Raw genomic sequence first — 21903 nt, 5'->3', positions numbered from 1 at the left:
CAAGATACGCAACCAGGAGGTTGCGCATGAGCGATCGTATCGAAAAGTCCATCGAGATCGAGGCCCCGGTGTCCCGCGTCTGGGAGGCTTTGACCGACCACGAGAAGTTCGGCGCTTGGTTCAAGGTCCGCCTCGATGGCCCCTTCGTCCCCGGCGAAGTTTCGACCGGGAACATCACCTATCCGGGTTACGAGCATCTGAGATGGGAATCCGTCGTGACAGCCATGGAGCCGGAGCGATACTTCGCCATGACCTGGCACCCTTACGCGATCGATCCCGACAGGGATTACAGCGCGGAGACGCCGACCCTGATCGAGTTCACCCTGGAGCCGACGGATGGCGGCACGCGGCTGAAGGTCGTCGAGTCCGGCTTCGACGAGCTCCCGCCGGAGCGCCGCGACGAAGCCTTCAGAATGAACGAAGGCGGTTGGGCGCAGCAGGTCGAGAACGTCAAGGCTTATGTCGAGAGCGCTTAGCGACCACAATCTCCGCGCCCATAGCGCATCCCTTTTCGCCGCCCTCGGCGACGAGACCCGCCTCGACCTGCTCGCCAAACTGACGGGAGGCGTGCCCAGGTCTATTTCCGCCCTGACCGAGGGCACCGATCTCACCCGTCAGGCGGTGACCAAGCACCTCAAAGTGCTCGAGGACGCCGGGATGGTGCATAGCGCGCGCGTCGGCCGCGAGAGCCGCTACGCCCTGGAGCCGAAGGCGATCGACGATTTGAAAGCCTATCTCGATCTCGTCTCCGCCCACTGGGACGACGCGCTTTCCCGCTTGAAGACGATGGTCGAAAGCGATCTGGATTGACGCCTCGCCTGCGGCCCATTTCCCCGCGCTCTTGACCACCAAGGCTTAACCGCCAAGCGTTATAGCTCGAAAAGGCAACCTGCCGGCCGACCTCCAGCGTCCGCCGGCGAAGAATCCGGAAGACCGATGCGCGGCGGCCCAAAACAGAAGTATGAAGCCCTGGTGGACGCCGGCGAGATCGATTTCGACCCCGCCCAGGCCGATGCTGCGAACGCGCTCCAGGCGCTCCAGGACCGGCTCGCGAAACGCCCCGAACCGAGCCTCATCGACCGCCTCAACCCTTTCGCCAAGAAGCCTGACCCCATCCCCGGGCTTTACATCTGGGGCCCGGTCGGCCGCGGCAAGACCATGCTCATGAACCTGTTCTTCGAGAGCGTGCACGGCGAGAAGAAGCGCCGCGTCCATTTTCAGGAATTCATGAGCGAGGCCCATGACGAGATCGAGAAGGCTCGCCAGCGCTCCGAGCAGCAGGCCGTTCGCGCCGCCGCCAGCGAGCTCGCCAAGAACCTCACCCTGCTCTGCCTCGATGAGCTCGAGATCACTGATATCGCCGACGCCATGGTAGTCGGCCGCCTCTTCCGCACCCTGTTCGATAAGAACGTCACCATCGTCGCCACGTCGAACACCGCGCCGAAGGATCTCTACAAGGGCGGCCTGAACCGACAACTCTTCCTGCCGTTCATCGAGGTGATCCGGAAGCGCATGGAGGTCCAGCCGCTGGAATCGGAGAAGGACTACCGGCTGGAGCGGCTCGCGGGGAGCGATCTCTATCTGACCCCCGCCGACGAGGCCGCCCGGGCCTCCCTCGATAAGAGCTGGCAGAAGCTCACCGGCCGGCAGGAGGGCGAAGAAGAGACCTTGACAGTGAAGGGCCGCGAGATCCGGGTGCCGCAAGCCGCGCTTGGCGTGGCCCGCTTCCCGTTCGGCGATCTCTGCGAGCAACCGCTCGGCCCTCTGGACTACCAGCGTATCGCCCGCAGCTATCACACAGTCATTGTCGACGGCATCCCCGTGTTGGGCCCCGAGCAGCAGAACGTCGCCCGCCGCCTCACAACCCTCGTGGATGCGCTCTACGATCACGGCGTGGGCCTCATCGCCTCCGCGGAGGCCAGCCCCGACAGCCTTTATCAGGGCCACAACCCCGACAGTTTCGCCCGCACGGCCTCCCGCCTCATGGAGATGCGTTCCGTCGACTATCTGAAGAGCCGCCACACCGGGCTGGAGGTCGAGACGGCCGAGCAGCCGACCTCCGAAGACGCCTGAAGAGACCCGGTCGCCACGCCGCACCGACGCCGAAACCCCAAGAGTTGCTATCGCAACGCACTCGATTAAACTGGCCTGCAGTCACGTGTCTTGGGGGGTCGCATGTCACGCAGTCGGATCGCGCTTATTGGTTCTGGGCAAATCGGCGGAACGCTGGCGCATCTTTCAGCCATCAAGGAGCTCGGTGAGGTCGTCCTGTTCGACGTTGTCGAGGGCGTGCCCCAGGGCAAAGCGCTCGATATCGCCGAATCCTCGCCCGTCGAGGGCTATGGCTCGAAGCTCGTCGGGGCCAACGAATATGCCGCCATCGAGGGTGCCGACGTGGTCATCGTCACCGCAGGCGTGCCCCGCAAGCCTGGCATGAGCCGCGACGATCTCCTGGAGATCAACCTGAAGGTCATGGAGCAGGTGGGCGCCGGCTTGCGCAAATACGCGCCCGACGCCTTCGTCATCTGCGTCACCAACCCGCTCGACGCTATGGTTTGGGCCCTCCAGACGGCCTCAGGCCTGCCCCACGAGAAGGTTGTGGGCATGGCCGGCGTGCTGGATGCGGCCCGTTTCCGCTATTTCCTGTCCGAGGAGTTCGACGTCTCCGTGAAGGACGTCACGGCCCTCGTCCTGGGCGGCCACGGCGACACCATGGTGCCGCTCACCCGCTATTCCACCATCGGCGGCATCCCGCTGCCCGACCTGGTCAAGATGCGCTGGATCACCCAGAAGCGTCTCGACGAGATCGTCCAGCGCACCCGCGACGGCGGCGCGGAGATCGTCGGCCTGCTCAAGACAGGCTCGGCCTTCTATGCTCCCGCTGTCTCGGCCCTCGCCATGGCCGAATCCTACCTCAAGGACCAGAAGCGCATGTTGCCCTGCGCCGCCTATCTGAACGGCGAATACGGCGTGAAGGGTCTGTATGCCGGCGTTCCGGCGGTCATCAGCGCGAAAGGCATCGACCGCGTCGTCGAGCTTGAGCTGACGAGCGCCGAGAAGGATCAGTTCAAGAAATCCGTGGACTCGGTGAAAGGCCTGGTCGAGGCGTGTCAAAAGATCGCCCCGAACCTCGGAAAAGCATAGAAGTCCCGTAAAGTTTTCGAAAGACGAGCCCGGCCTCGAAAGGCTACGTCCTGTCATCGCAAGAGCGTAGCCTTGCGGTTCCGGACGGCCGATGCCAGAAACCGGGCCAATTGTAGCAACCAACTGCCAGCGAGTAGCCCGCCCCGATGAATCTGCACGAATATGAGGCCAAGGCGCTGTTGAAGGAATTCGGCGCCCCCACCGCGAACGGCCATGTCGCCACGACACCCGACGAAGCCGCCGAGGCGGTGAAGCATCTGGACACCGGCACCTATGTGGTGAAGGCCCAGATCCACGCCGGCGGCCGCGGCAAGGGCGGCGGCGTGAAGCTGGTCAAGACCGTTGACGAGATTCGGTCCGAGGCTGACCGCATGCTCGGCATGACCCTTGTCACGCCCCAGACCGGCCCCGAAGGCCGTCTCGTCCGCAAGGTCTATGTCGAGGAAGGCTCGCCTATCGCCCGCGAGCTCTACCTCTCGATGCTGGTGGACCGGGCCGACGGCCGCGTGGCCTTCGTCGCCTCCACCGAAGGCGGCATGGACATCGAGACCGTCGCGGCCGAGACGCCCGAGAAGATCCTCACCTTCAGCGTCGATCCGGCGAGCGGCCTGCAGCCCTTCCACGGCCGGAAGGTCGCCGCGGCCCTCAAGCTCGAAGGCGATCTCGCCAAGCAGTGCGGCAAGCTGATTGCCGCGCTGTATAAGTTATTCCTGGCGAAGGATTGCAGCCTGATCGAGATCAACCCGTTGGTGGTCACCGAGGACGATCAGCTCCGCTGCCTCGACGCCAAGATGAGCTTCGACGACAACGCGCTCTTCCGCCACAAGGACATCGCCGAGCTGCGCGACATCCACGAGGAGGATCCGGCCGAGGTCGAGGCTTCCAAATACGATCTGTCCTACGTGAAGCTGGACGGCGATATCGGCTGCATGGTCAACGGCGCCGGCCTCGCCATGTCGACCATGGACATCATCAAGCTCTATGGTCGCGAGCCCGCCAACTTCCTCGACGTGGGCGGCGGCGCCACCAAGGAGAAGGTGACCGAAGCCTTCAAGATCATCCTGTCCGACGAGAACGTGAAGGGCATCCTGGTCAACATCTTCGGCGGCATCATGCGCTGCGACGTCATCGCCGAAGGCATCATCGCCGCGGCCAAGGAGACCAATATCGGCGTGCCCCTGGTGGTCCGTCTCGAAGGCACCAATGTCGAAAAGGGCAAGGAGCTGCTCGCAGGCTCCGGTCTCGACATCATCGCCGCCGACGATTTGGAGGATGCCGCCAAGAAGATCGTCGCCGCCGTGGAGGGTAAATGAACGCTGCGCTCGCCAGCACGCCCGATGGGACCGACACGCCGGGAGCCGCCACAGCGGCCCTGCGGGCCTGCCCCAATTGCGGCAAGCAGGCGAGCAAGCCGTTAGAGGCCTATTCCTCGCCGCCCTGGGCCGTCGTGGAATGCGCCGATTGCGGCTTCGTCTACCTCAAGAACCCGCCGGACTACGAAGCGCTCTCCAAGGACTTCGCCTGGGAGAAGACCCGTGCCGCCGAGAAGACCCGCCGCTCGAAGCAGAGCCCGGCGGTCATGTGGCTCGACCGCGCCACTCGCTGGCGTCTGTCTCTGATGCGCAAGAACCTGCTGGAATACGTCGCCGACCGCTATCCCGGCGGCCGCGTCCTCGACGTGGGCTGCGGCGAAGGCCGGCGTCTGCCCGAGACTTTCGTGCCGTTCGGCATCGAGATCTCCGAAGGCCTCGCCGCCGAAGCGGATAAGCGCATGCGCGCCCTTGGCGGATATGCCGTCCACGCGCCCGCCGTCGAAGGCGTGAAGCAATTCCCGGACGAGCATTTCGAGGCGATCCTCCTGCGCTCCTTCCTGGAGCATGAGAAACAGCCCAAGGAGCTTCTTCAAGAGGCCGTCCGGGTACTGAAACCCCAGGGCGCCATCTTCATCCGGGTGCCGAACTTCGCCAGCCTCAACCGCCATCTGCGCGGCGGCAAGTGGTGCGGCTTCCGGCATCCCGACCACGTGAACTACTTCACACCCAACTCGCTCAAGGCCATGGCGGCCGATTGCGGGCTCAAGATGAGCTTGCTCAATCCCCTCCGTCTTCCCTTGGACGACAACATCAACGCGATCCTCGAGCGGGATCCCAACATAAAAAAAGCTGCTGCATGAGCGTACTCGTCGACAAATCCACCCGCGTCATCTGCCAGGGCCTCACCGGCGCCCAGGGCACCTTCCACACCGAGCAGGCCATCGAATACGGAACCCGGATGGTCGGCGGCGTGACCCCCGGCAAGGGCGGCACGACCCATATTGGCCTGCCCGTCTTCGACACCGTCCAGGAGGCCGTGACCGAGACCGGCGCCAACGCATCCGTGATCTACGTCCCGCCGCCTTTCGCGGCCGATGCGATCCTGGAGGCGATCGACGCCGAAGTGCCGCTCATCGTCTGCATCACCGAGGGCATTCCGGTGCTCGACATGGTGAAGGTGAAACGCGCCTTGTGCGGCACCAAATCCCGGCTGATCGGACCCAACTGCCCAGCGTTATCACGCCAGACCAGTGTAAGATCGGCATCATGCCTGGCCACATCCATCGCCCGGGCAAGGTGGGCATAGTGTCGCGGTCCGGCACCCTCACCTATGAGGCGGTCGCCCAGACCACCGCGGCCGGACTCGGCCAGTCCACCTGCATCGGCATCGGCGGCGACCCCGTGAATGGCACCAATTTCATCGATTGCCTGGAGCTGTTCCTCGAGGACGAGCAGACCGAAGCCATTATCATGATTGGCGAAATCGGCGGCAGCGCCGAGGAGGAAGCGGCCGCCTATCTGGCCGAAGCCAAGGTGAAGAAGCCCACCGTCGGCTTCATCGCCGGCGCCTCCGCACCGCCCGGCCGTCGCATGGGTCACGCCGGCGCCGTGATCTCCGGCGGCAAGGGCGCGGCAAAGGACAAGGTCGCCGCCATGGAAGCGGCGGGAATTACCGTGTCTGAATCGCCCGCAGCCCTTGGACGCACGCTACTTAAGGTATTAAATGGTGCATGAGCTAACATGACTGTGCAGTGCACAATCACCGCTGAAGCCGGAGGGATTCGTCCGGCAAGGTAAGGTTGATGACCAGGCATCCATTGAACGACGTTTTCGCCCGCACGTCGTTCCTCCATGGCGCGAATGCCGCCTATATGGAGCAGCTCTACGCCCGCTATAAGCGCGATCCAGGCGCGGTGGATGCCGAGTGGCGGCAATTCTTCGAAGATCTGGGAGACGACGGCGACGCGGTCCTCCGCGAAGCCGAAGGCCCTTCCTGGGGGCGCCGGGGCGGCGTCTTCGAGGAGCCCTCGGCGCAACTCCCGGCTGCTGCGCCGGGCCCGGCTCTTCCCGCCGGCGAGACCCCGACCGAAGCGGCGAACGACACGCTGCGCGCCGCCCAGCTGATCCGCTCCTACCGCCAGCGGGGCCATCTGGTCGCCGATCTGGATCCCATCAAGCTCACCACGCGCCAAGAGCATCCGGAGCTGAAGCCCGCCACCTACGGCTTCACGGAAGCCGATTACGACCGCCCGATCTATCTCGGCGGCCTCCTCGGCCTCAAGACCGGCACCCTCCGACAGATCCTCGGCATCCTGAAGAAGGTTTACTGCCAGCATATCGGCGCGGAATACATGCACATCTCCGACCCCGAGCAGCGCCGGTGGATTCAGGAGCGCATGGAGGTTGAGCACGAGCAGTTTAGGTTCACCGAGAAGGGCAAGCAGGCGATCCTGAACAAGCTGATCCAGGCCGAGAGCTTCGAACGCTTCCTGGACGTGAAATACACCGGCACCAAGCGCTTCGGCCTCGACGGCGGCGAGAGCATGGTCCCGGCGCTGGAGCAGATCATCAAGCGCGGCGGCCAGCTCGGCCTGGAACAGATCGTCATCGGCATGCCCCATCGCGGGCGGCTCAACGTCCTGTCCAACGTGATGAGCAAGCCGTTCCGGGCCATCTTCAACGAGTTCAAGGGCGGTTCGGCCCATCCCGACGAGGTCGAAGGCTCCGGCGACGTCAAATATCATTTGGGCACATCGTCGGACCGCACCTTCGACGGCAATCAGGTCCACCTCTCTTTGACCGCCAACCCGTCCCACCTGGAGATCGTCGATCCCGTGGTGCTCGGCAAGGTGCGCGCCAAGCAGGACCAGCTCGGAGACAAGGAGCGCCGCAAGGTGCTGCCGCTTCTCCTCCATGGCGATGCGGCGTTCGCCGGTCAGGGCGTGGTAGCGGAATGCTTCGGCCTCTCGGGCCTGCGCGGCCACCGCACCGGCGGCTCGATCCATTTCATCGTCAACAACCAGATCGGCTTCACCACCGCGCCCCGCTTCGCGCGCTCTTCGCCCTACCCCTCGGACGTGGCGAAGATGATCGATGCGCCGATCTTCCATGTGAACGGCGACGATCCCGAAGCTGTCGTCTACGTCACCAAGCTCGCCATCGAGTTCCGCCAGCTCTTCGGCAAGCCCGTCGTGATCGACATGTTCTGCTATCGGCGCCACGGCCATAACGAGGGCGACGAGCCGGCCTTCACCCAGCCCCTGATGTATCAGCGCATCCGCAAGCATCCCCGCGTGATGGAGGTCTACGGCAAGCAGCTGGTCGACGAAGGTCTCCTGACGCCCCAGCAGGTCGAGGAGATGAAGGAAGCCTTCCGCGTCAGCCTCGAAGAAGAGTTCGAGTCCGCCGACAACTATCGCCCCAACCGCGCCGACTGGCTGGACGGCAAATGGTCCGGCATCAGCCTGGCCGAGGAAGGCGCCCGCCGCGGCACCTCCGGCGTCGATCTCGACGTGCTGCGCGAGGTGGGCGAAAAGCTGTCCTCCTATCCCAAGACCTTCCACCCTCATAAGACCATCGCCCGTATCCTCGAGGGCCGCCGCAAGATGGTTGAGGACGGCGAGAAGATCGATTGGGCCATGGCGGAGGCACTGGCTTTCGGCACCCTCCTCCTGGAAGGCTATCGCGTCCGCCTCTCCGGCCAGGACGTGGAGCGCGGCACGTTCTCCCAGCGCCATTCGGTGCTGATGGACCAGGAGAACGAGAAGAAATACACGCCGCTGAGACACCTCTCCAAGAAGCAGGGCACCTTCGAGGTCATCAACTCGATGCTGTCGGAAGAAGCGGTGCTGGGTTTCGAGTACGGCTACAGCCTGGCCGAACCGAATGCCCTTGTGCTGTGGGAAGCCCAGTTCGGCGACTTCGCCAACGGCGCCCAGGTCGTCATCGATCAATTCATCTCGTCGGGCGAGCGGAAATGGCTTCGCATGTCCGGCCTGGTCTTGCTTCTGCCCCATGGCTACGAGGGCCAGGGACCGGAGCATTCCTCGGCGCGCCTCGAACGCTATCTCCAGAGCTGCGCCGAGGACAACTGGCAGATCTGCAACTGCACCACGCCGGCGAACTATTTCCACGTGCTGCGCCGCCAGCTCCATCGCCAGTTCCGCAAACCACTCGTCCTGATGACGCCGAAATCGCTGCTGCGCCACAAGCGCGCCGTCTCGCGCATCGAGGAATTCGGCCCGGATTCGACCTTCCACCGCGTGCTCTGGGACGATGCCGAGAGCGGCAAGGACGAGGAGATGACACTCGTGCCGGACGACCAGATCCGGCGCGTCGTGCTCTGCTCCGGCAAGGTCTATTACAATCTCTACGAGGAGCGGGCGAAGCGGGACATCCGCGACGTCTATCTGCTCCGCATCGAGCAGCTCTACCCCTTCCCCGCCCGCGCGCTGCTTCAGGAGCTTTCACGCTTCCGCCAAGCTGAGATGGTTTGGTGCCAGGAAGAGCCCCGCAACATGGGCGCCTGGAGCTTCATCGAGCCCAATCTCGAATGGGTGCTGCAGCATGTCGAGGCGAAGCACACCCGTCCCCGCTATGCCGGGCGGGCGGCGTCGGCGGCAACCGCCACGGGGCTGATGAGCAAGCATATGCACGAGCTCGAAACATTCTTGGACGAAGCGCTGGGCTGAGCGGCAAGACACGAAGCGGAACGAAAACAACAACGGAACGAGGCCATGGCCACAGAAATCCGCGTACCGGCATTGGGCGAAAGCGTCGTCGAGGCGACGGTCGGACAATGGTTCAAATCGGCTGGCGATACGGTGAACGCCGACGAGCCCCTGGTGGAGCTCGAGACCGACAAGGTCACCGTAGAGGTCCCGGCGCCGTCGGCCGGCGTGCTCTCCGAGATCTCTGCCAATCCCGGCGACACCGTCGAGGTCGGCGCCGTGCTGGGTTCGATCGGCGAGGGGGAAGGGACCGCCCCGGCCGAAGCCAAGGGCGAAACCGAGGGCGAAATCAAGGGCGAGCCCGAGAGCGCGGCCACAAGCGAGCCAAAGAGTAACGGCAAATCCGAACCCGCCCCGGAGCCGAAGGAGCACGACAAGGCCGCCAACGAGAACGAAGCGCCTCTCAAGAGGGAGCCGAGCCCGCGCGAAGAAGCCGCCAGCGGCATTTCCCAGCACGAGGGCACCGACATGCCGCCGTCCCCTGCCGCCCGGAAGGCATTGGAGGAGGCGGGCCTGCAGCCAAATGAGGTGAAGGGCACGGGAAGGCGCGGACAGGTCCTCAAGGAGGACGTGATGCGTGCGAAGGCCGGCGGCCAATCGTCCGGAAACGGCGCGGGCGGCGACGCGGTCACCGAGATCCTCTCCCGCGAGCACACCAAGGACGCGCCCCCGCCGCGGCAGCCATCGGCATTGGAAGACGCCGAGCGCGAAGAGCGCGTGCCCATGACGCGTCTGCGGCAGACCATCGCCAAGCGCCTCAAGAGCGCCCAGGACACCGCCGCCATGCTCACCACGTTCAACGACGTGGACATGGGCGAGGTCATGGCCCTGCGCTCCGAGTACAAGGACGCGTTTCAGAAGAAATACGGCGTGAAGCTCGGCTTCATGGGCTTCTTCGTGAAGGCCTGCTGCCACGCCCTGAAGGAAGTGCCCGAGGTCAACGCCGAGATCGACGGCACCGACATCGTCTACAAGGATTATTACCATGTCGGCGTCGCCGTCGGCACCGAGAAGGGCCTCGTCGTGCCCGTCATCCGGGACGCCGACCGCATGAGCCTGGCCGAGATCGAGAAGACCATCGGCGCGTTCGGCAAGCGGGCACGCGAAGGCAAGCTTTCCATGGAGGAGATGCAGGGCGGCACCTTCACCATCTCCAATGGCGGCGTTTACGGCTCCATGCTCTCAACGCCGATTCTGAATGCCCCCCAATCGGGCATCTTGGGCATGCACCGCATCGAGGAGCGGCCCGTCATGCGGAACGGCGAGATCGTTGCCCGGCCCATGATGTATTTGGCACTCTCTTACGACCATCGCGTGGTAGACGGGCAAGGGGCCGTCACCTTCCTGGTCAAGGTCAAGGAAGCAATCGAGAACCCGGTCCGCCTCCTGCTCGACCTGTAAGATTGGAGTGACTCTTGCGTGAACAGCCGAAACTGCCGCCGCTCTATCCGCAGATTTGCGTATTGGGCGGGCTGGACGCGATCGCCTTCTATGAAATCGCCTTCGGCGCCGAATGCCTCGTGAAGCTCCTGGACGAGGACAACACCCGGGTACGCTACGCCCGGATGGAGATATACGGCGGCGAGGTCGCGATTCACGACGAAGTTCCGGAATGCAACGGCGCGGTGTTCTCGCCCGAGGACTGGCCCACCAGCGTCGCCCTGACCATTACGCTGCCCAACGTTGACGACGTGAATGCGGCCGTGGAACGGGCGGTCGTCAGCGGCGCCGAAGTCGTTTTTGATGTGCAGGATCTGCGGGAATGGTGCGTGCGCTACGGGCGGGTCAGAGACCCGTTCGGCCATGTCTGGGCATTCCAAGCCTTCCTGCCCTGCAGCTGAGGAAGATCGGATCAAGGACGGAATAATGGCCTACGACGTCATCGTGATCGGCACCGGCCCCGGCGGCTATGTCTGCGCCATCCGCGCCGCCCAGCTCGGGCTGAAGACCGCCGTGGTGGAGAAGCGCGCCACCCATGGCGGCACCTGCCTCAATGTCGGCTGCATCCCGTCCAAGGCCCTGCTCCATGCCAGCGAGGCCTATGCCGAAGCCGCCAACGGGTTCGCCGAGATGGGCGTGAAGGTTAGCCCCACGCTCGACCTCAAGACCATGCTCAAGTTCAAGGACGAGGGCGTCGCCGGCAACGTCCAGGGCGTTGAGTTCCTGCTTAAGAAGAACAAGATCGACTCCTTCCAGGGCACCGCGAAGATCCTCGGCGAAGGCAAGGTCGAGGTAACCTCCGGCGAGGGAAAGACCGAAACCCTGGAGACCAAGAACATCGTCATCGCCACCGGATCCGAGGTCGCCAAGATCCCCGGCGTCGAGATCGACGAGGAGGTGATCGTCTCCTCCACCGGCGCGCTTGCGCTGCCCAAAGTGCCGAAGAAGCTGGTGGTGATCGGCGGCGGCTATATCGGCTTGGAGCTCGGCTCCGTCTGGCGGCGGCTCGGCTCGGAGGTCACCGTCGTGGAGATGCTCGACCGCATCACACCCGGCCTCGACGGCGAGGTCGGCAAGCAGTTCATGAAGATCCTGAAAAGGCAGGGCATGGAGTTCAAGCTCTCCACCAAGGTCGTCTCCATCGAGAAGACCGCCAAGGGGGCCAAGATCACCGTCGAGCCGGCCGAGGGCGGAAAGCAGGAGACCATCGACTGCGACGTGGTCCTCGTCTCCATCGGCCGCATCCCCAATACCGAAGCTTGGGCGCCGAGGATGTCGGCATCGCCACCGACAAGCGCGGTCGCATCAAGGTCGACGGCCATTACCGCACCGATCTGCCCGGCGCCTATGCCATCGGTGATGTCATCAAGGGTCCCATGCTCGCCCACAAGGCCGAGGACGAAGGCGTCGCCGTCGCCGAGATCATCGCCGGCCAGGCGGGCCATGTGAATTATGACGTCATCCCGAGCGTGGTCTACACCGAGCCGGAGGTGGCAAGCGTCGGCAAGACGGAAGAGCAGCTGAAGGAGGAAGGCGTCGAATATACGGTCGGCAAATTCCCCTTCACGGCCAATGGCCGCGCCAAGGTGAACCGCACCACCGACGCTTCGTGAAGGTTCTCGCCGACAAGGAGACCGACCGGGTCCTCGGCGTCCACATCTTGGGCCCGGACGCGGGCAACATGATCGCCGAAGCCGCCGTTCTTATGGAGTTCGGTGGCTCGGCCGAGGATTTGGCCCGCACCTGCCACGCCCACCCGACCCTGACCGAGGCCATCAAAGAAGCCGCCATGGCGCCGACGGCCGTGCTATTCATATGTAGAACGACCGGCGTGGACCGGCGGCAGGGGGGAATTCGCGATGCTTTGGAAGCTTGGATCCGCATGGATGTTCGTCATCGCCTTACTGATGACTGCTGCACCGGCGAACGCCGCCCAGCCCAGCTTCGACTGTGCAAAAGCCAAGGCGGCCGACGAAAAGGCCATCTGCGCCGACGATAAGCTGGCGCAATTGGATCAGGCCGTCGCCATCGCCTACGGCCAGCTGGATTCCACAGCCCAGACCGATGCCAAGCCGATGATGCGCCAGAGCCTGGCCAACCGAGCCCAATGCGGGTCGGACAAGCTCTGCATCCTGAACGCCCAGGCCGACCAGCTCGTCATGCTCAAGGATTTCGGCGCGACCGTGCCACTGCCCCCTTGGGTCGGCCGCTACCAGCTCACCCTGTTCGAGGAGAGCGGGGCCAAGCTGACCAAGGGCATGCCGGGCAAGGTCGGCCAATGCACAAAGTCGAAGATCGCCTCCATCACCACCCGCTTCGGTGAGGAGCTGGTCGAGCCCGAAGATCCACTCGATAGCAACGGCTCTGCGGTGACCTACGCCAATGGCGGCTACCAGGTCTCCTACGACTATATTCCGGAGCTGGCCGCATCTCAGATCGGCGACGAGGTGCTGATCTGTCTGGTGGCGCTGCCCGAGGACTGCCCGCCCGGCGACGATCGCGGCAAGTACTACTCGGCGACCAATATCCGCACCGGCGGCGCCTGGTCGCTCCCCGACTCCCAGCATATGTGCGGCGGCGCTTAGCGCCCTTCCGTTTCACCTCTCCCCCTGGGGGAGAGGTCGAGCGCTCTTGCGCTCGGGTGAGGGGGAGAAAGGGTTCCGGTAGGATCCGTCCCCCTCACCCCAGCCCTCTCCCCACAGGGGAGAGGGAGTAGTCTGCACCGGCTGCACACGCCCCAAAAAGAACCACCGCTCAAGCCCGGGGGTGCGCGGCTTCGTAGGTGCGCAGCAGATGCTCCCGGTCGACCTCAGTATAGATCTGGGTCGTCGAGAGGCTGGAATGACCCAGCAGCTCCTGAATCGCGCGCAGATCGGCGCCCGCACCCAGCAGATGGGTTGCGAAGGAATGGCGGAGCGCATGGGGTGTCGCCGTCTCCGGCAGGCCCAGAACCCCGCGTAAGCGCGCGATCATCAGCTGGATGATGCGGGGGGAAAGCTGCTTGCCCCGTTGGCCGAGAAAGAGCGGGTCGCTCGCCGACATCTGGTACGGACAGAGCCTGAGATAGCGCTCCACCGCCTGCCGCGTCACCGAAAGCACGGGAACCACCCGAGCCTTGTTGCCCTTGCCGGTGACCCGCAGCATGTCCCGCCCGCCGACCGGCGCATCCTCGCGGGTCAGCCCCAGCGCCTCGGAGATACGCAAGCCCGAACCGTAGAGAAGCGTCAGCACGGCCGTATCCCGCGCCGTCACCCAATCCGGCGCGTCGGGTCCAGCGATCTCGGCTGAATCCACCAACGCCGTCGCCTTAGGCGCCGTCAGCGGCTTCGGCACGGAGTGCGGCAGCTTAGGAAGCTGCACGGCCCGCACCGCATCGTTCTTGCCGTAGCCCCGCCGCTCCAGAAACTGGAAGAACATGCGCAAGGCGGAGAGGGTCCGCGAGAGGCTCCGGCTCCCCACATCTTCTGAGCGCCGCGCCGCCAGGAAGCTTCGGAAATCCCGGGGCTTCAACCCCATCAGGGCGTGCAGATCGGGTAGACGGTTCAGCTCGCCTGCCAGGAAGCTCAGGAACTGGTCCAGGTCGCGCCCATAGGCCTCGCCGGTCTTCGGCGAGAGCTGCCGCTCCACCGCCAGGTACGTAAGCCACCGGTCGGCTGCCTCCTGAACGTCCGGAGCACCCGCCACATTGGCGCGCTTCGTTTTCTCTGCCATCGAAGGGGCCCTATCTCGCTAACGCATATCGCAAGGGACGAATTGCCCGTCATGATGCGCTAGGAGTCCTTAAGCCCGCTTAATCATAGAGATGAGTCGCGAAGCCCTGACCAGCGTCAAGACAGTCCCGGTTCTGCTGCCCCTCGCCCTGCCTGCGCCCTACGACTATCTCGTGCCGGAGGGAACGGAGCTGCATCCGGGCGACTTCGTTGTCGTGCCCCTCGGACCGGCCCTGCGCCTCGGCGTGGTCTGGCACGAGAGCAGCGGCAGAGCGGTGGACCCGGCCAAGCTCCGCGCCGTCGAAAGCCATTTCGATGACGTCCCGCCCCTCCCCGAGATCTCGCTCAGATTCTGCGACTGGGTCGCCAACTACACCCTCACCCCGCCGGGGATGGTGCTCCGCATGATGATGAGCGCCTCCAAAGCCTTCGAAGCGCCGGCCATCCGCTTCGGGGTGCGGGCAGGAGGACCGGAGCCGGAGCGCATGACGCCCGCCCGCGCCCGCGTCCTGGAGGCGGCCGCCAGCGGCATGATCTTCAGGAAGTCGGAGCTGGCGGAGATGGCCGGCGTGTCCGGCGGCGTCATCGACGGGCTGGTGAGCACCGGCACGCTTCTTCAGGAGGTGCTACCCGATCCATGGGAAGCGCCCTTCGACCTTACGGGCGAGAACGTTCAGCTCTCCGACCTTCAATCGGGCGCTGCGAAGGAGCTGTGCGCCAACACAGACGACGGGTTCATCGTCACGCTCCTCGATGGCGTCACCGGCTCCGGCAAGACGGAGGTCTATTTCGAGGCCATCGCGCAAACTCTGAAGGCCGGCGGACAGGCGCTGGTGCTCATGCCGGAGATTGCGCTCACCGGCCAATTCATCGCCCGCTGCGAACGGCGCTTCGGCGCCAAGCCCGCCGAGTGGCACTCCGGCATGACCTCCAACATGCGCGGCCGGGTCTGGCGTGCCGTGGCCAACGGCCAGGCGAAGTTCGTGGTCGGCGCCCGCTCCGCCCTCTTCCTCCCCTTTCCGGATCTTCGTCTCATCGTCGTCGATGAGGAGCACGACCAGGGTTACAAGCAGGAGGATCGGGTCACCTATCAGGCCCGCGACATGGCGGTGCTGCGGGGCAATCTCGGCCAATGCCCCGTCGTCCTTTCCTCGGCGACGCCCTCCATCGAGAGCATCGTGAACGTCCAAGCCGGGCGCTATCGCCACATCAAGCTGGAGAGCCGCTACGCCCAGGCCACCCTGCCAGATATCGAAACCGTCGATATGCGCAAGAGTCCGCCGGAGCGGGGGCGCTGGCTGGCCCCGCCCCTGGTCAAGGCCGTCGAGGAGACGCTGGAAGATGGCCAGCAGGCGCTGCTCTTCCTCAACCGTCGGGGTTACGCGCCGCTCACCCTTTGCCGGAGCTGCGGCTATCGTTTCGAATGCCCGAACTGCTCCGCCTGGCTGGTGGAGCATCGCTTCCGCCGACGTCTGGAATGCCACCATTGCGGCACCTTCATCCCCGTGCCGGAGGAATGCCCCCAATGCGGCGCCGAGGACTCGCTGACGCCTTGCGGCCCCGGCGTGGAGCGCATCGACGAGGAGATCGCCGAGCGCTTTCCCGACGCGCGCCGCATCATCCTCTCATCCGATCAGCTCACCGGGATCGAGGAGCTCCGCCGCACCTTGCGGGAAATCGAGGCGGGAGAGGCCGACATCATCATCGGCACCCAGCTCGTCGCCAAGGGTCATCACTTCCCGGGGCTGGCGCTGGTGGGCGTCGTCGATGGGGATCTGGGCCTGACCCAGGCCGATCCACGCGCCGCCGAGCGCACCTTCCAGCTCCTCAGTCAGGTCACGGGCCGCGCGGGCCGGGAGGCTGTGAAAGGCAAGGGGCTGATCCAGACCTATATGCCCGACCACCCGGTGATCCAGGCCCTCGTCCAGGGTGATCGGGATGCGTTCCTGGCCCGGGAGATCGAAGCGCGGCGGGATGCGGAGATGCCGCCCTTCGGCCGCCTCGCCTCCATCCTGATCTCATCGAGCCTTCGCGATCGCGCCGAGACCTTCGCCCGGGACGTTGCCCGGGCCGCCCCGCCCGCCAACAAGATCGAGGTGCTCGGCCCGGCCGAAGCGCCGCTGGCCATCATCCGCGGGCGCTACCGCTACCGACTACTGGTCAAGGCCGCGCGCGAGGCCGACCTGCAGAACTACATCCGCCTCTGGCTCCAGAACGCCCCCAAACCCCGCGCCGATCTGAGGCTTGTGGTGGATATCGATCCTTATAGCTTTTTGTGACGAGTTGTTGCCTCAAGCCGACTCGGCTATTTGGTGTACGTGACCTTCGAGAGATCAGGAGCGATTCTTGGGACAAGCCAAGCAAAAGGCTACGGCAACTCAGAAGATGATCCGCGCCCATCCACAATGCTCGTTGTGTGGTGGTATTCGCGCGACAAAAACGCGTGAGCATTTTCCTCCAACAAACTTCTTTGACCAATTTCATCGTCCGGAACAATTCGTTGTCCCTGCTTGCGACAACTGCAATCGGGGAACCGGTGTTGCCGACCTACTAGCGGGAATTATGGCCAGGATCGGGTTCGGCGAGCCGACCGCCCAGGAGCTAGACGACAACAAGAAACTCATGCGGAAGTTGCGGTCATTGCGCCCAGATTTCTACGCCAAAATGCTGAGTATTGGTCCTGTCGAAAAAATAAAAAATTTGTCTCGATACAGACGTTTGGGTCTGGATATACCAGATGATTGCGGTATGTTTGCGATTACTGGAGAGATGTTTCAGTACTTGAATCTATTCGCGCACAAAGCGGTACTCTGCCATTACTTTCACGCGGCTGGCCGAATTCTGGGTCCGGAGGGTGGAGTTCTGAGCTTCCTTCGACCAAAGGAACTCGTCGCCCTTGGGGCGATACCTCCCGAACTCCTAAACATTTTGGGACCCACTAACATTTTGTCCCAAGGCTCCAGGAGATTCGAAGTCTACGAGTATCGCGAAGATTTCAATGAAACCGACGGAGTATACGGAGTCGCTTGTAGATTTCGTACTGGATTCCAGCTTTTCGGGTTGGCCGCAGAAGATCTAAGCACGCTGGACGAGGAGACCCGTGTCGGCTTCGTTTCGCCCTCAAACTTACCTTCCATCCTCACGGACGAGAATTACAAGCACTACAACCAGTTCGAGAAAGCCACGCGATCCACCGCCGCATAAGCGGCAGAGAAGGGTTGCACCCCCCTACCCTGGATATACCTTCACGCTGGACGCCACGCTGTCCGCCACATGCTCCTTGGTGATCACGCCAAGGATGTTGTCGGCCCGCGCGATGCCGCGGCCACGCATCACCAGCGCCATCATCGCCTCCTTCTTCCACATGCGCTGGATCACGTCGAAGACGATGTCGTCCTCCCGCACGATGGTGAAGTTGCGGTGGGCGATGTCCCGCAAGGTGATGGTCGAAGTCGCCTTCTCCGGCGCCTGACGGAAGGACATGTCGATATAGAGCACGCCGACGATGTGGTTCTCGTCCCGCACGGCCACGTGGCGGATGCCTCCATCATGGGGCGGCTGGGCGAGGAAATCGTCCAGCGTCATGTCCGCCGGGGCCAGCACCACGTCGGTCTCCATGATCTCGTTCGCCCGGCGCACCAGGAACATGTTGGCGTGGAGCGCCTTGGGGATCACGTGTCCGCGGGCCACCAGCTTCAGGGTGTAGATGTTCTCCCGGGAGAGGATGCGGCGCGTGCCGATGGCGAGCGCCACCGCCAGGATCATGGGCAGGACAATGTCGTAATCCCGCGTCATCTCGAAGATCATGGTGACGGCGGTCATGGCAGCACCCGTGCCGCCGCCCACCATGGCGCCCATGCCGACCATGGCGAAGGAGGGCACGCTCACCCCCAGCGCCGGAAACAAGATGGACATGGCCACGCCGAAGGCGCCGCCGACCGTGGCTCCCATGAAGAGTGAGGGCGAGAACACGCCGCCCGAGGCGCCGGCGCCGAGGCTGAGAGAGGTGGCGACCAGCTTGCAGACCGCCAGCAGCAACAGCAGCCAGACGCCGGTCATGCTCCCTTCCAGGATCGCCTGGATGGTGGGATAGCCGACCCCCGCCACGAAGTAATGGCCGTAGGCGACATGCAGCCCGTAGATCATCAGCCCCACCAGGGTCATGCCGATGATGTTGCGGATGTAGCGGCCCTCGATCTTCTCGAACACCGTCTCGGTCCAGGCGAGGCCCCGCACGAAGACCGCCGCCGCCACGCCGATCACCACGCCGAGCAATGCATAGAGAAGGAGAAGTGCGCCCGTGGCCGCGTCGACCTCGACGGGAGAGAGGATCGGCACCAGGAAGGCCGGATCCTGGCCGAAGAAATAGCGTCCGATGAAGGTCGCCGTGCCCGTCGCGAGCGCCACCGGCAGGAAGGTGCGCACGCTCACCTCGGGCATCATCAGCTCGATGGCGAACATCACCCCGCCGATCGGCGTGTTGAAGGTGGAGGCGATACCGGCGCCCGCGCCCGCCGCCACCAGAATGATGCGCTGGCCCGGCGGCACGGTGATCACCTGGCCGAGGGTCGAGCCCAGCGCCGCGCCGATCTGGATGATCGGCCCTTCGCGGCCGACCGAGGCCCCCGACCCGATGGAGATGGCGGAGGCCAGCGACTTCACCACCGCAACCACAGGGCGGATGATGCCGGACTTGTAATAGATCGAGTCCATGACCTCCGGCACGCCGTGACCTTTCGCCTCGGGCGCGAAGGTGCTGACCAGCCAGGTCACGATGAGACCGCCAATCACCGGCACCAGGATGATCCCCGCCCCCCAGGGGCTCTCGGGGATGAAGCTGTTGTGCTCGAAGTCGATGGAGAAGGTGCCGAAGAAGAAGGCGTTATGGATGACGCCGATCAGGCCCCTGAAGAGAATGGCGCCGAAGCCCGTGACGACGCCGACGATGAGGGCGAGGAACGAGAGTAGCCAGAGGCTGATGCGGAGGGTTTCCTCCTCCTCCATGGCCGGAACCGTGTCGTCCGTCTGCAAGGGCTGCAAGACGGAGGCGTCGTCCTCCTGATCCGGCTTGTGCTTGCCTGGGCTTTTTCCGCCCGCGTCCTTCTCGTCCTTTGTCATACGTCCAACATATGCCGAGCCGAGCCTGCGATGTCGCGCAACCGGGGGATGGTGTCCCCATCGGCACCAGCGCCGTTTTGGAGCCGAAAGCGCGTTTTGAGGCCGGTTAGCACTCAAAGACATACGAGAGCAATCCGCTATTAAGCAATCTGCCCCGTTTCGGGTACTTCAAAAGTTGCGCCCCCCTCCCCGCCATGTTAGAGGCAAGCCGGCATTTCCGGGGGCGCTCAGCGTGTCCGCTGGGCGCGTTGACGCGGAAGTGGCAATCCCAGATTTTACGTGGCGACAATTGACCGGACTGAAAAGCAAATCAGTCCCCTGGCTAAGAATGAGCGTGTAACGTGGCAGGCGAAGACCCGACAGTGACAGGCGTAGCGGGCCGGTATGCCCTTGCCCTGTTTGAACTGGCGCAGGAAGAGAAGGCGCTGGAGAAGACCGAAGCCGATCTGAACCGCTTCGGCGAAGCGCTCGATGCCAGCGAGGACCTGGTCCGCCTGGTCAAAAGCCCGGTCTTTGGCGCCGACGAGCAGATGAAGGCTATCTCGGCCGTTCTGGAAAAAATCCAGATCGAAGGCCTGACCGCCAACTTCCTGAAGCTCATCACGAAGAATCGCCGGCTTTTCGCCGCTCCCGACATGATTGCAGCCTTCCGTGCGCTGACCGCCCACCATCGCGGCGAGACGAGCGCGGAAGTCGTTTCCGCAACGAAGCTTGAGGAAGGGCAGGTCACGGCGCTGAAGCAGGCGCTCAAAGCCGCTCTCGACAAAGATGTGCGCCTTACGACCCGCGTCGATCCCGCCCTGCTTGGCGGCCTCGTCGTGAAGGTCGGCAGCCGCATGATCGACTCCTCACTTCGCACCAAACTCAATAGTATGAAGCACGCCATGAAAGAGGTTGGCTGATGGACATCCAGGCCGCTGAGATCTCCGCGATCCTCAAAGATCAAATCAAGAATTTCGGCCAGGAGGCGGAAGTCTCCGAGATCGGCCAGGTGCTGTCGGTCGGCGACGGTATCGCCCGCGTCTATGGCCTCGACAACGTCCAGGCCGGCGAGATGGTCGACTTCGGCGACGGGATCATGGGCATGGCCCTGAACCTCGAAGTCGACAATGTCGGCGTCGTTATCTTCGGCAGCGACCGGAATATTAAAGAGGGCGACACGGTCAAGCGGACCGGCGCCATCGTGGAAGTGCCCGTCGGCAAGGCCCTGCTTGGCCGCGTGGTGGACGCTCTCGGCAACCCGATCGACGGCAAGGGCCCGATCGAGGCGGAAGAGAAGCGCCGCGTGGACGTTAAGGCCCCGGGCATCATTCCCCGCCAGTCGGTGCATGAGCCCATGCAGACCGGCCTCAAGGCCGTGGACGCCCTGATCCCGATCGGCCGCGGCCAGCGCGAGCTGATCATTGGCGACCGTCAGACCGGCAAGACCGCCATCATCCTGGACTCGATCCTGAACCAGAAAGCGATCAACGAAGGCGACGACGAGTCCAAGAAGCTCTACTGCATCTATATCGCGGTCGGTCAGAAGCGTTCGACCGTCGCCCAGCTCGTGAAGGTCCTCGAGGACCGCGGCGCCATGGATTACTCCATCGTCGTCGCCGCGACGGCCTCCGACCCGGCCCCCATGCAGTTCCTGGCTCCGTTCGCCGGTTGCGCCATGGGCGAGTTCTTCCGCGATAACGCCATGCACGCTTTGGTCGCCTATGACGACCTGTCCAAGCAGGCCGTGGCCTATCGTCAGATGTCCCTGCTGCTTCGCCGTCCTCCGGGACGTGAGGCCTATCCGGGCGACGTCTTCTACCTCCATTCCCGCCTGCTCGAGCGCGCGGCGAAGATGAACGAGGATATGGGCTCCGGCTCCCTCACCGCCCTCCCGGTCATCGAGACCCAGGCGAACGACGTGTCGGCCTACATCCCGACCAACGTGATCTCCATCACCGACGGCCAGATCTTCCTTGAGACGGACCTGTTCTACCAGGGCATCCGCCCGGCGGTGAATGTCGGCCTCTCCGTGTCTCGTGTGGGCTCCGCGGCCCAGGTGAAGGCGATGAAGCAGGTCGCCGGCAAGATTAAGGGCGAGCTCGCCCAATACCGTGAGATGGCGGCTTTCGCCCAGTTCGGTTCCGACCTCGACGCCACCACCCAGCGCCTTCTGAAGCGCGGTGAGCGTCTGACCGAGCTGCTGAAGCAGCCCCAGTTCTCGCCCCTTCAGGTCGAGGAGCAGGTGGTCGTCATCTATGCCGGCGTGAACGGCTATCTCGACGATCTCAAGGTCGATCAGGTGGGCCGCTTCGAAGACGAGCTCCTCCGCTTCGTCCGCGAGGATCACGCCGATCTCCTGAACGAGATCCGCGAGAAGAAGGCGCTTTCCGACGAGCTGACCGCTCAGCTCAAGGGTGCTGTCGACAAGTTCGCGAAGGCCTTCTCGTAAGAGAAGGAGTGGCGGGT

General features: G+C 64.1%; 16 protein-coding genes and 2 pseudogenes. 16 read left to right on the top strand and 2 right to left on the bottom strand.

The window, feature by feature from the left end; all coding sequences use genetic code 11:
- The first annotated feature begins 26 nt into the window (after positions 1-26).
- The 12 genes and pseudogenes from A7A08_RS06370 to A7A08_RS06315 all read left to right on the top strand — a co-directional run bounded on the left by A7A08_RS06370 (position 27) and on the right by A7A08_RS06315 (position 13212).
- On the top strand, positions 27-476 hold the full coding sequence (locus A7A08_RS06370; RefSeq protein WP_069094642.1) for an SRPBCC family protein: 450 nt from the start codon (positions 27-29) through the stop codon (positions 474-476).
- The gene (locus A7A08_RS06365) at positions 460-810 is read left to right on the top strand and encodes an ArsR/SmtB family transcription factor (protein WP_069094641.1); all 351 of its coding nucleotides are present in this window, start codon (positions 460-462) and stop codon (positions 808-810) included. Before A7A08_RS06370 ends, A7A08_RS06365 begins: the two co-directional genes overlap by 17 nt.
- A gap of 126 nt (positions 811-936) precedes the next feature.
- Positions 937-2073 (top strand): cell division protein ZapE, encoded by a 1137-nt coding sequence (gene zapE / locus A7A08_RS06360; protein ID WP_069094640.1) that lies wholly within the window; start codon positions 937-939, stop codon positions 2071-2073.
- A 102-nt stretch (positions 2074-2175) separates the two neighbouring features.
- Positions 2176-3144 (top strand): malate dehydrogenase, encoded by a 969-nt coding sequence (gene mdh / locus A7A08_RS06355; protein ID WP_069094639.1) that lies wholly within the window; start codon positions 2176-2178, stop codon positions 3142-3144.
- 146 nt (positions 3145-3290) lie between these two features.
- Positions 3291-4457 (top strand): ADP-forming succinate--CoA ligase subunit beta, encoded by a 1167-nt coding sequence (gene sucC / locus A7A08_RS06350; RefSeq protein ID WP_069094638.1) that lies wholly within the window; start codon positions 3291-3293, stop codon positions 4455-4457.
- Positions 4454-5317, top strand: coding sequence for a class I SAM-dependent methyltransferase (locus tag A7A08_RS06345; RefSeq protein ID WP_069094637.1), 864 nt, complete (start codon positions 4454-4456; stop codon positions 5315-5317). Before sucC ends, A7A08_RS06345 begins: the two co-directional genes overlap by 4 nt.
- A pseudogene (gene sucD / locus A7A08_RS06340) lies at positions 5314-6191 on the top strand (succinate--CoA ligase subunit alpha). The gene A7A08_RS06345 and the pseudogene sucD overlap by 4 nt, the downstream one beginning before the upstream one ends.
- Before the next feature lie 68 nt (positions 6192-6259).
- Positions 6260-9148 (top strand): 2-oxoglutarate dehydrogenase E1 component, encoded by a 2889-nt coding sequence (locus tag A7A08_RS06335; RefSeq protein ID WP_069094636.1) that lies wholly within the window; start codon positions 6260-6262, stop codon positions 9146-9148.
- A gap of 45 nt (positions 9149-9193) precedes the next feature.
- The gene (odhB, locus tag A7A08_RS06330) at positions 9194-10588 is read left to right on the top strand and encodes a 2-oxoglutarate dehydrogenase complex dihydrolipoyllysine-residue succinyltransferase (RefSeq protein ID WP_069094635.1); all 1395 of its coding nucleotides are present in this window, start codon (positions 9194-9196) and stop codon (positions 10586-10588) included.
- 14 nt (positions 10589-10602) lie between these two features.
- Complete coding sequence (locus tag A7A08_RS06325; RefSeq protein WP_069094634.1) at positions 10603-11028, top strand: VOC family protein; 426 nt, start codon at positions 10603-10605, stop codon at positions 11026-11028.
- A gap of 25 nt (positions 11029-11053) precedes the next feature.
- Positions 11054-12448 (top strand): annotated as a pseudogene (lpdA, locus tag A7A08_RS06320) (dihydrolipoyl dehydrogenase).
- 38 nt (positions 12449-12486) lie between these two features.
- Positions 12487-13212 (top strand): lysozyme inhibitor LprI family protein, encoded by a 726-nt coding sequence (locus tag A7A08_RS06315; protein WP_069094633.1) that lies wholly within the window; start codon positions 12487-12489, stop codon positions 13210-13212.
- Positions 13213-13381: 169 nt separating this feature from the next.
- On the opposite strand, the gene A7A08_RS06310 is transcribed toward A7A08_RS06315, so the two are convergent.
- Positions 13382-14338, bottom strand: a complete 957-nt coding sequence (locus A7A08_RS06310) for a tyrosine recombinase XerC (protein ID WP_069094632.1) — start codon at positions 14336-14338, stop codon at positions 13382-13384.
- A gap of 91 nt (positions 14339-14429) precedes the next feature.
- On the opposite strand from A7A08_RS06310, the gene A7A08_RS06305 reads away from it, so the two are divergent.
- Both A7A08_RS06305 and A7A08_RS06300 read left to right on the top strand, forming a co-directional pair.
- Positions 14430-16616 (top strand): primosomal protein N', encoded by a 2187-nt coding sequence (locus A7A08_RS06305; RefSeq protein ID WP_069094631.1) that lies wholly within the window; start codon positions 14430-14432, stop codon positions 16614-16616.
- A 67-nt stretch (positions 16617-16683) separates the two neighbouring features.
- The gene (locus A7A08_RS06300) at positions 16684-17541 is read left to right on the top strand and encodes a hypothetical protein (RefSeq protein WP_141693868.1); all 858 of its coding nucleotides are present in this window, start codon (positions 16684-16686) and stop codon (positions 17539-17541) included.
- Between the two features lie 24 nt (positions 17542-17565).
- Here A7A08_RS06300 and A7A08_RS06295 read toward each other — a convergent pair whose 3' ends face one another.
- Positions 17566-19455 (bottom strand): chloride channel protein, encoded by a 1890-nt coding sequence (locus A7A08_RS06295; protein ID WP_245290832.1) that lies wholly within the window; start codon positions 19453-19455, stop codon positions 17566-17568.
- A 341-nt stretch (positions 19456-19796) separates the two neighbouring features.
- On the opposite strand from A7A08_RS06295, the gene A7A08_RS06290 reads away from it, so the two are divergent.
- Together A7A08_RS06290 and atpA are read left to right on the top strand one after the other, a co-directional pair.
- Complete coding sequence (locus tag A7A08_RS06290) at positions 19797-20357, top strand: F0F1 ATP synthase subunit delta (protein WP_069094629.1); 561 nt, start codon at positions 19797-19799, stop codon at positions 20355-20357.
- Positions 20357-21886: a F0F1 ATP synthase subunit alpha gene (atpA, locus tag A7A08_RS06285; protein ID WP_069094628.1), complete on the top strand. Its 1530-nt coding sequence runs from the start codon at positions 20357-20359 to the stop codon at positions 21884-21886. Before A7A08_RS06290 ends, atpA begins: the two co-directional genes overlap by 1 nt.
- The last annotated feature ends 17 nt before the right edge of the window (positions 21887-21903 follow it).

The organism is Methyloligella halotolerans (assembly GCF_001708935.1).
GTDB lineage: Bacteria > Pseudomonadota > Alphaproteobacteria > Rhizobiales > Methyloligellaceae > Methyloligella > Methyloligella halotolerans.
The sequence above is the reverse complement of the archived record's forward strand: the minus strand, read 5'-3'. Positions and strand labels throughout refer to the sequence as shown.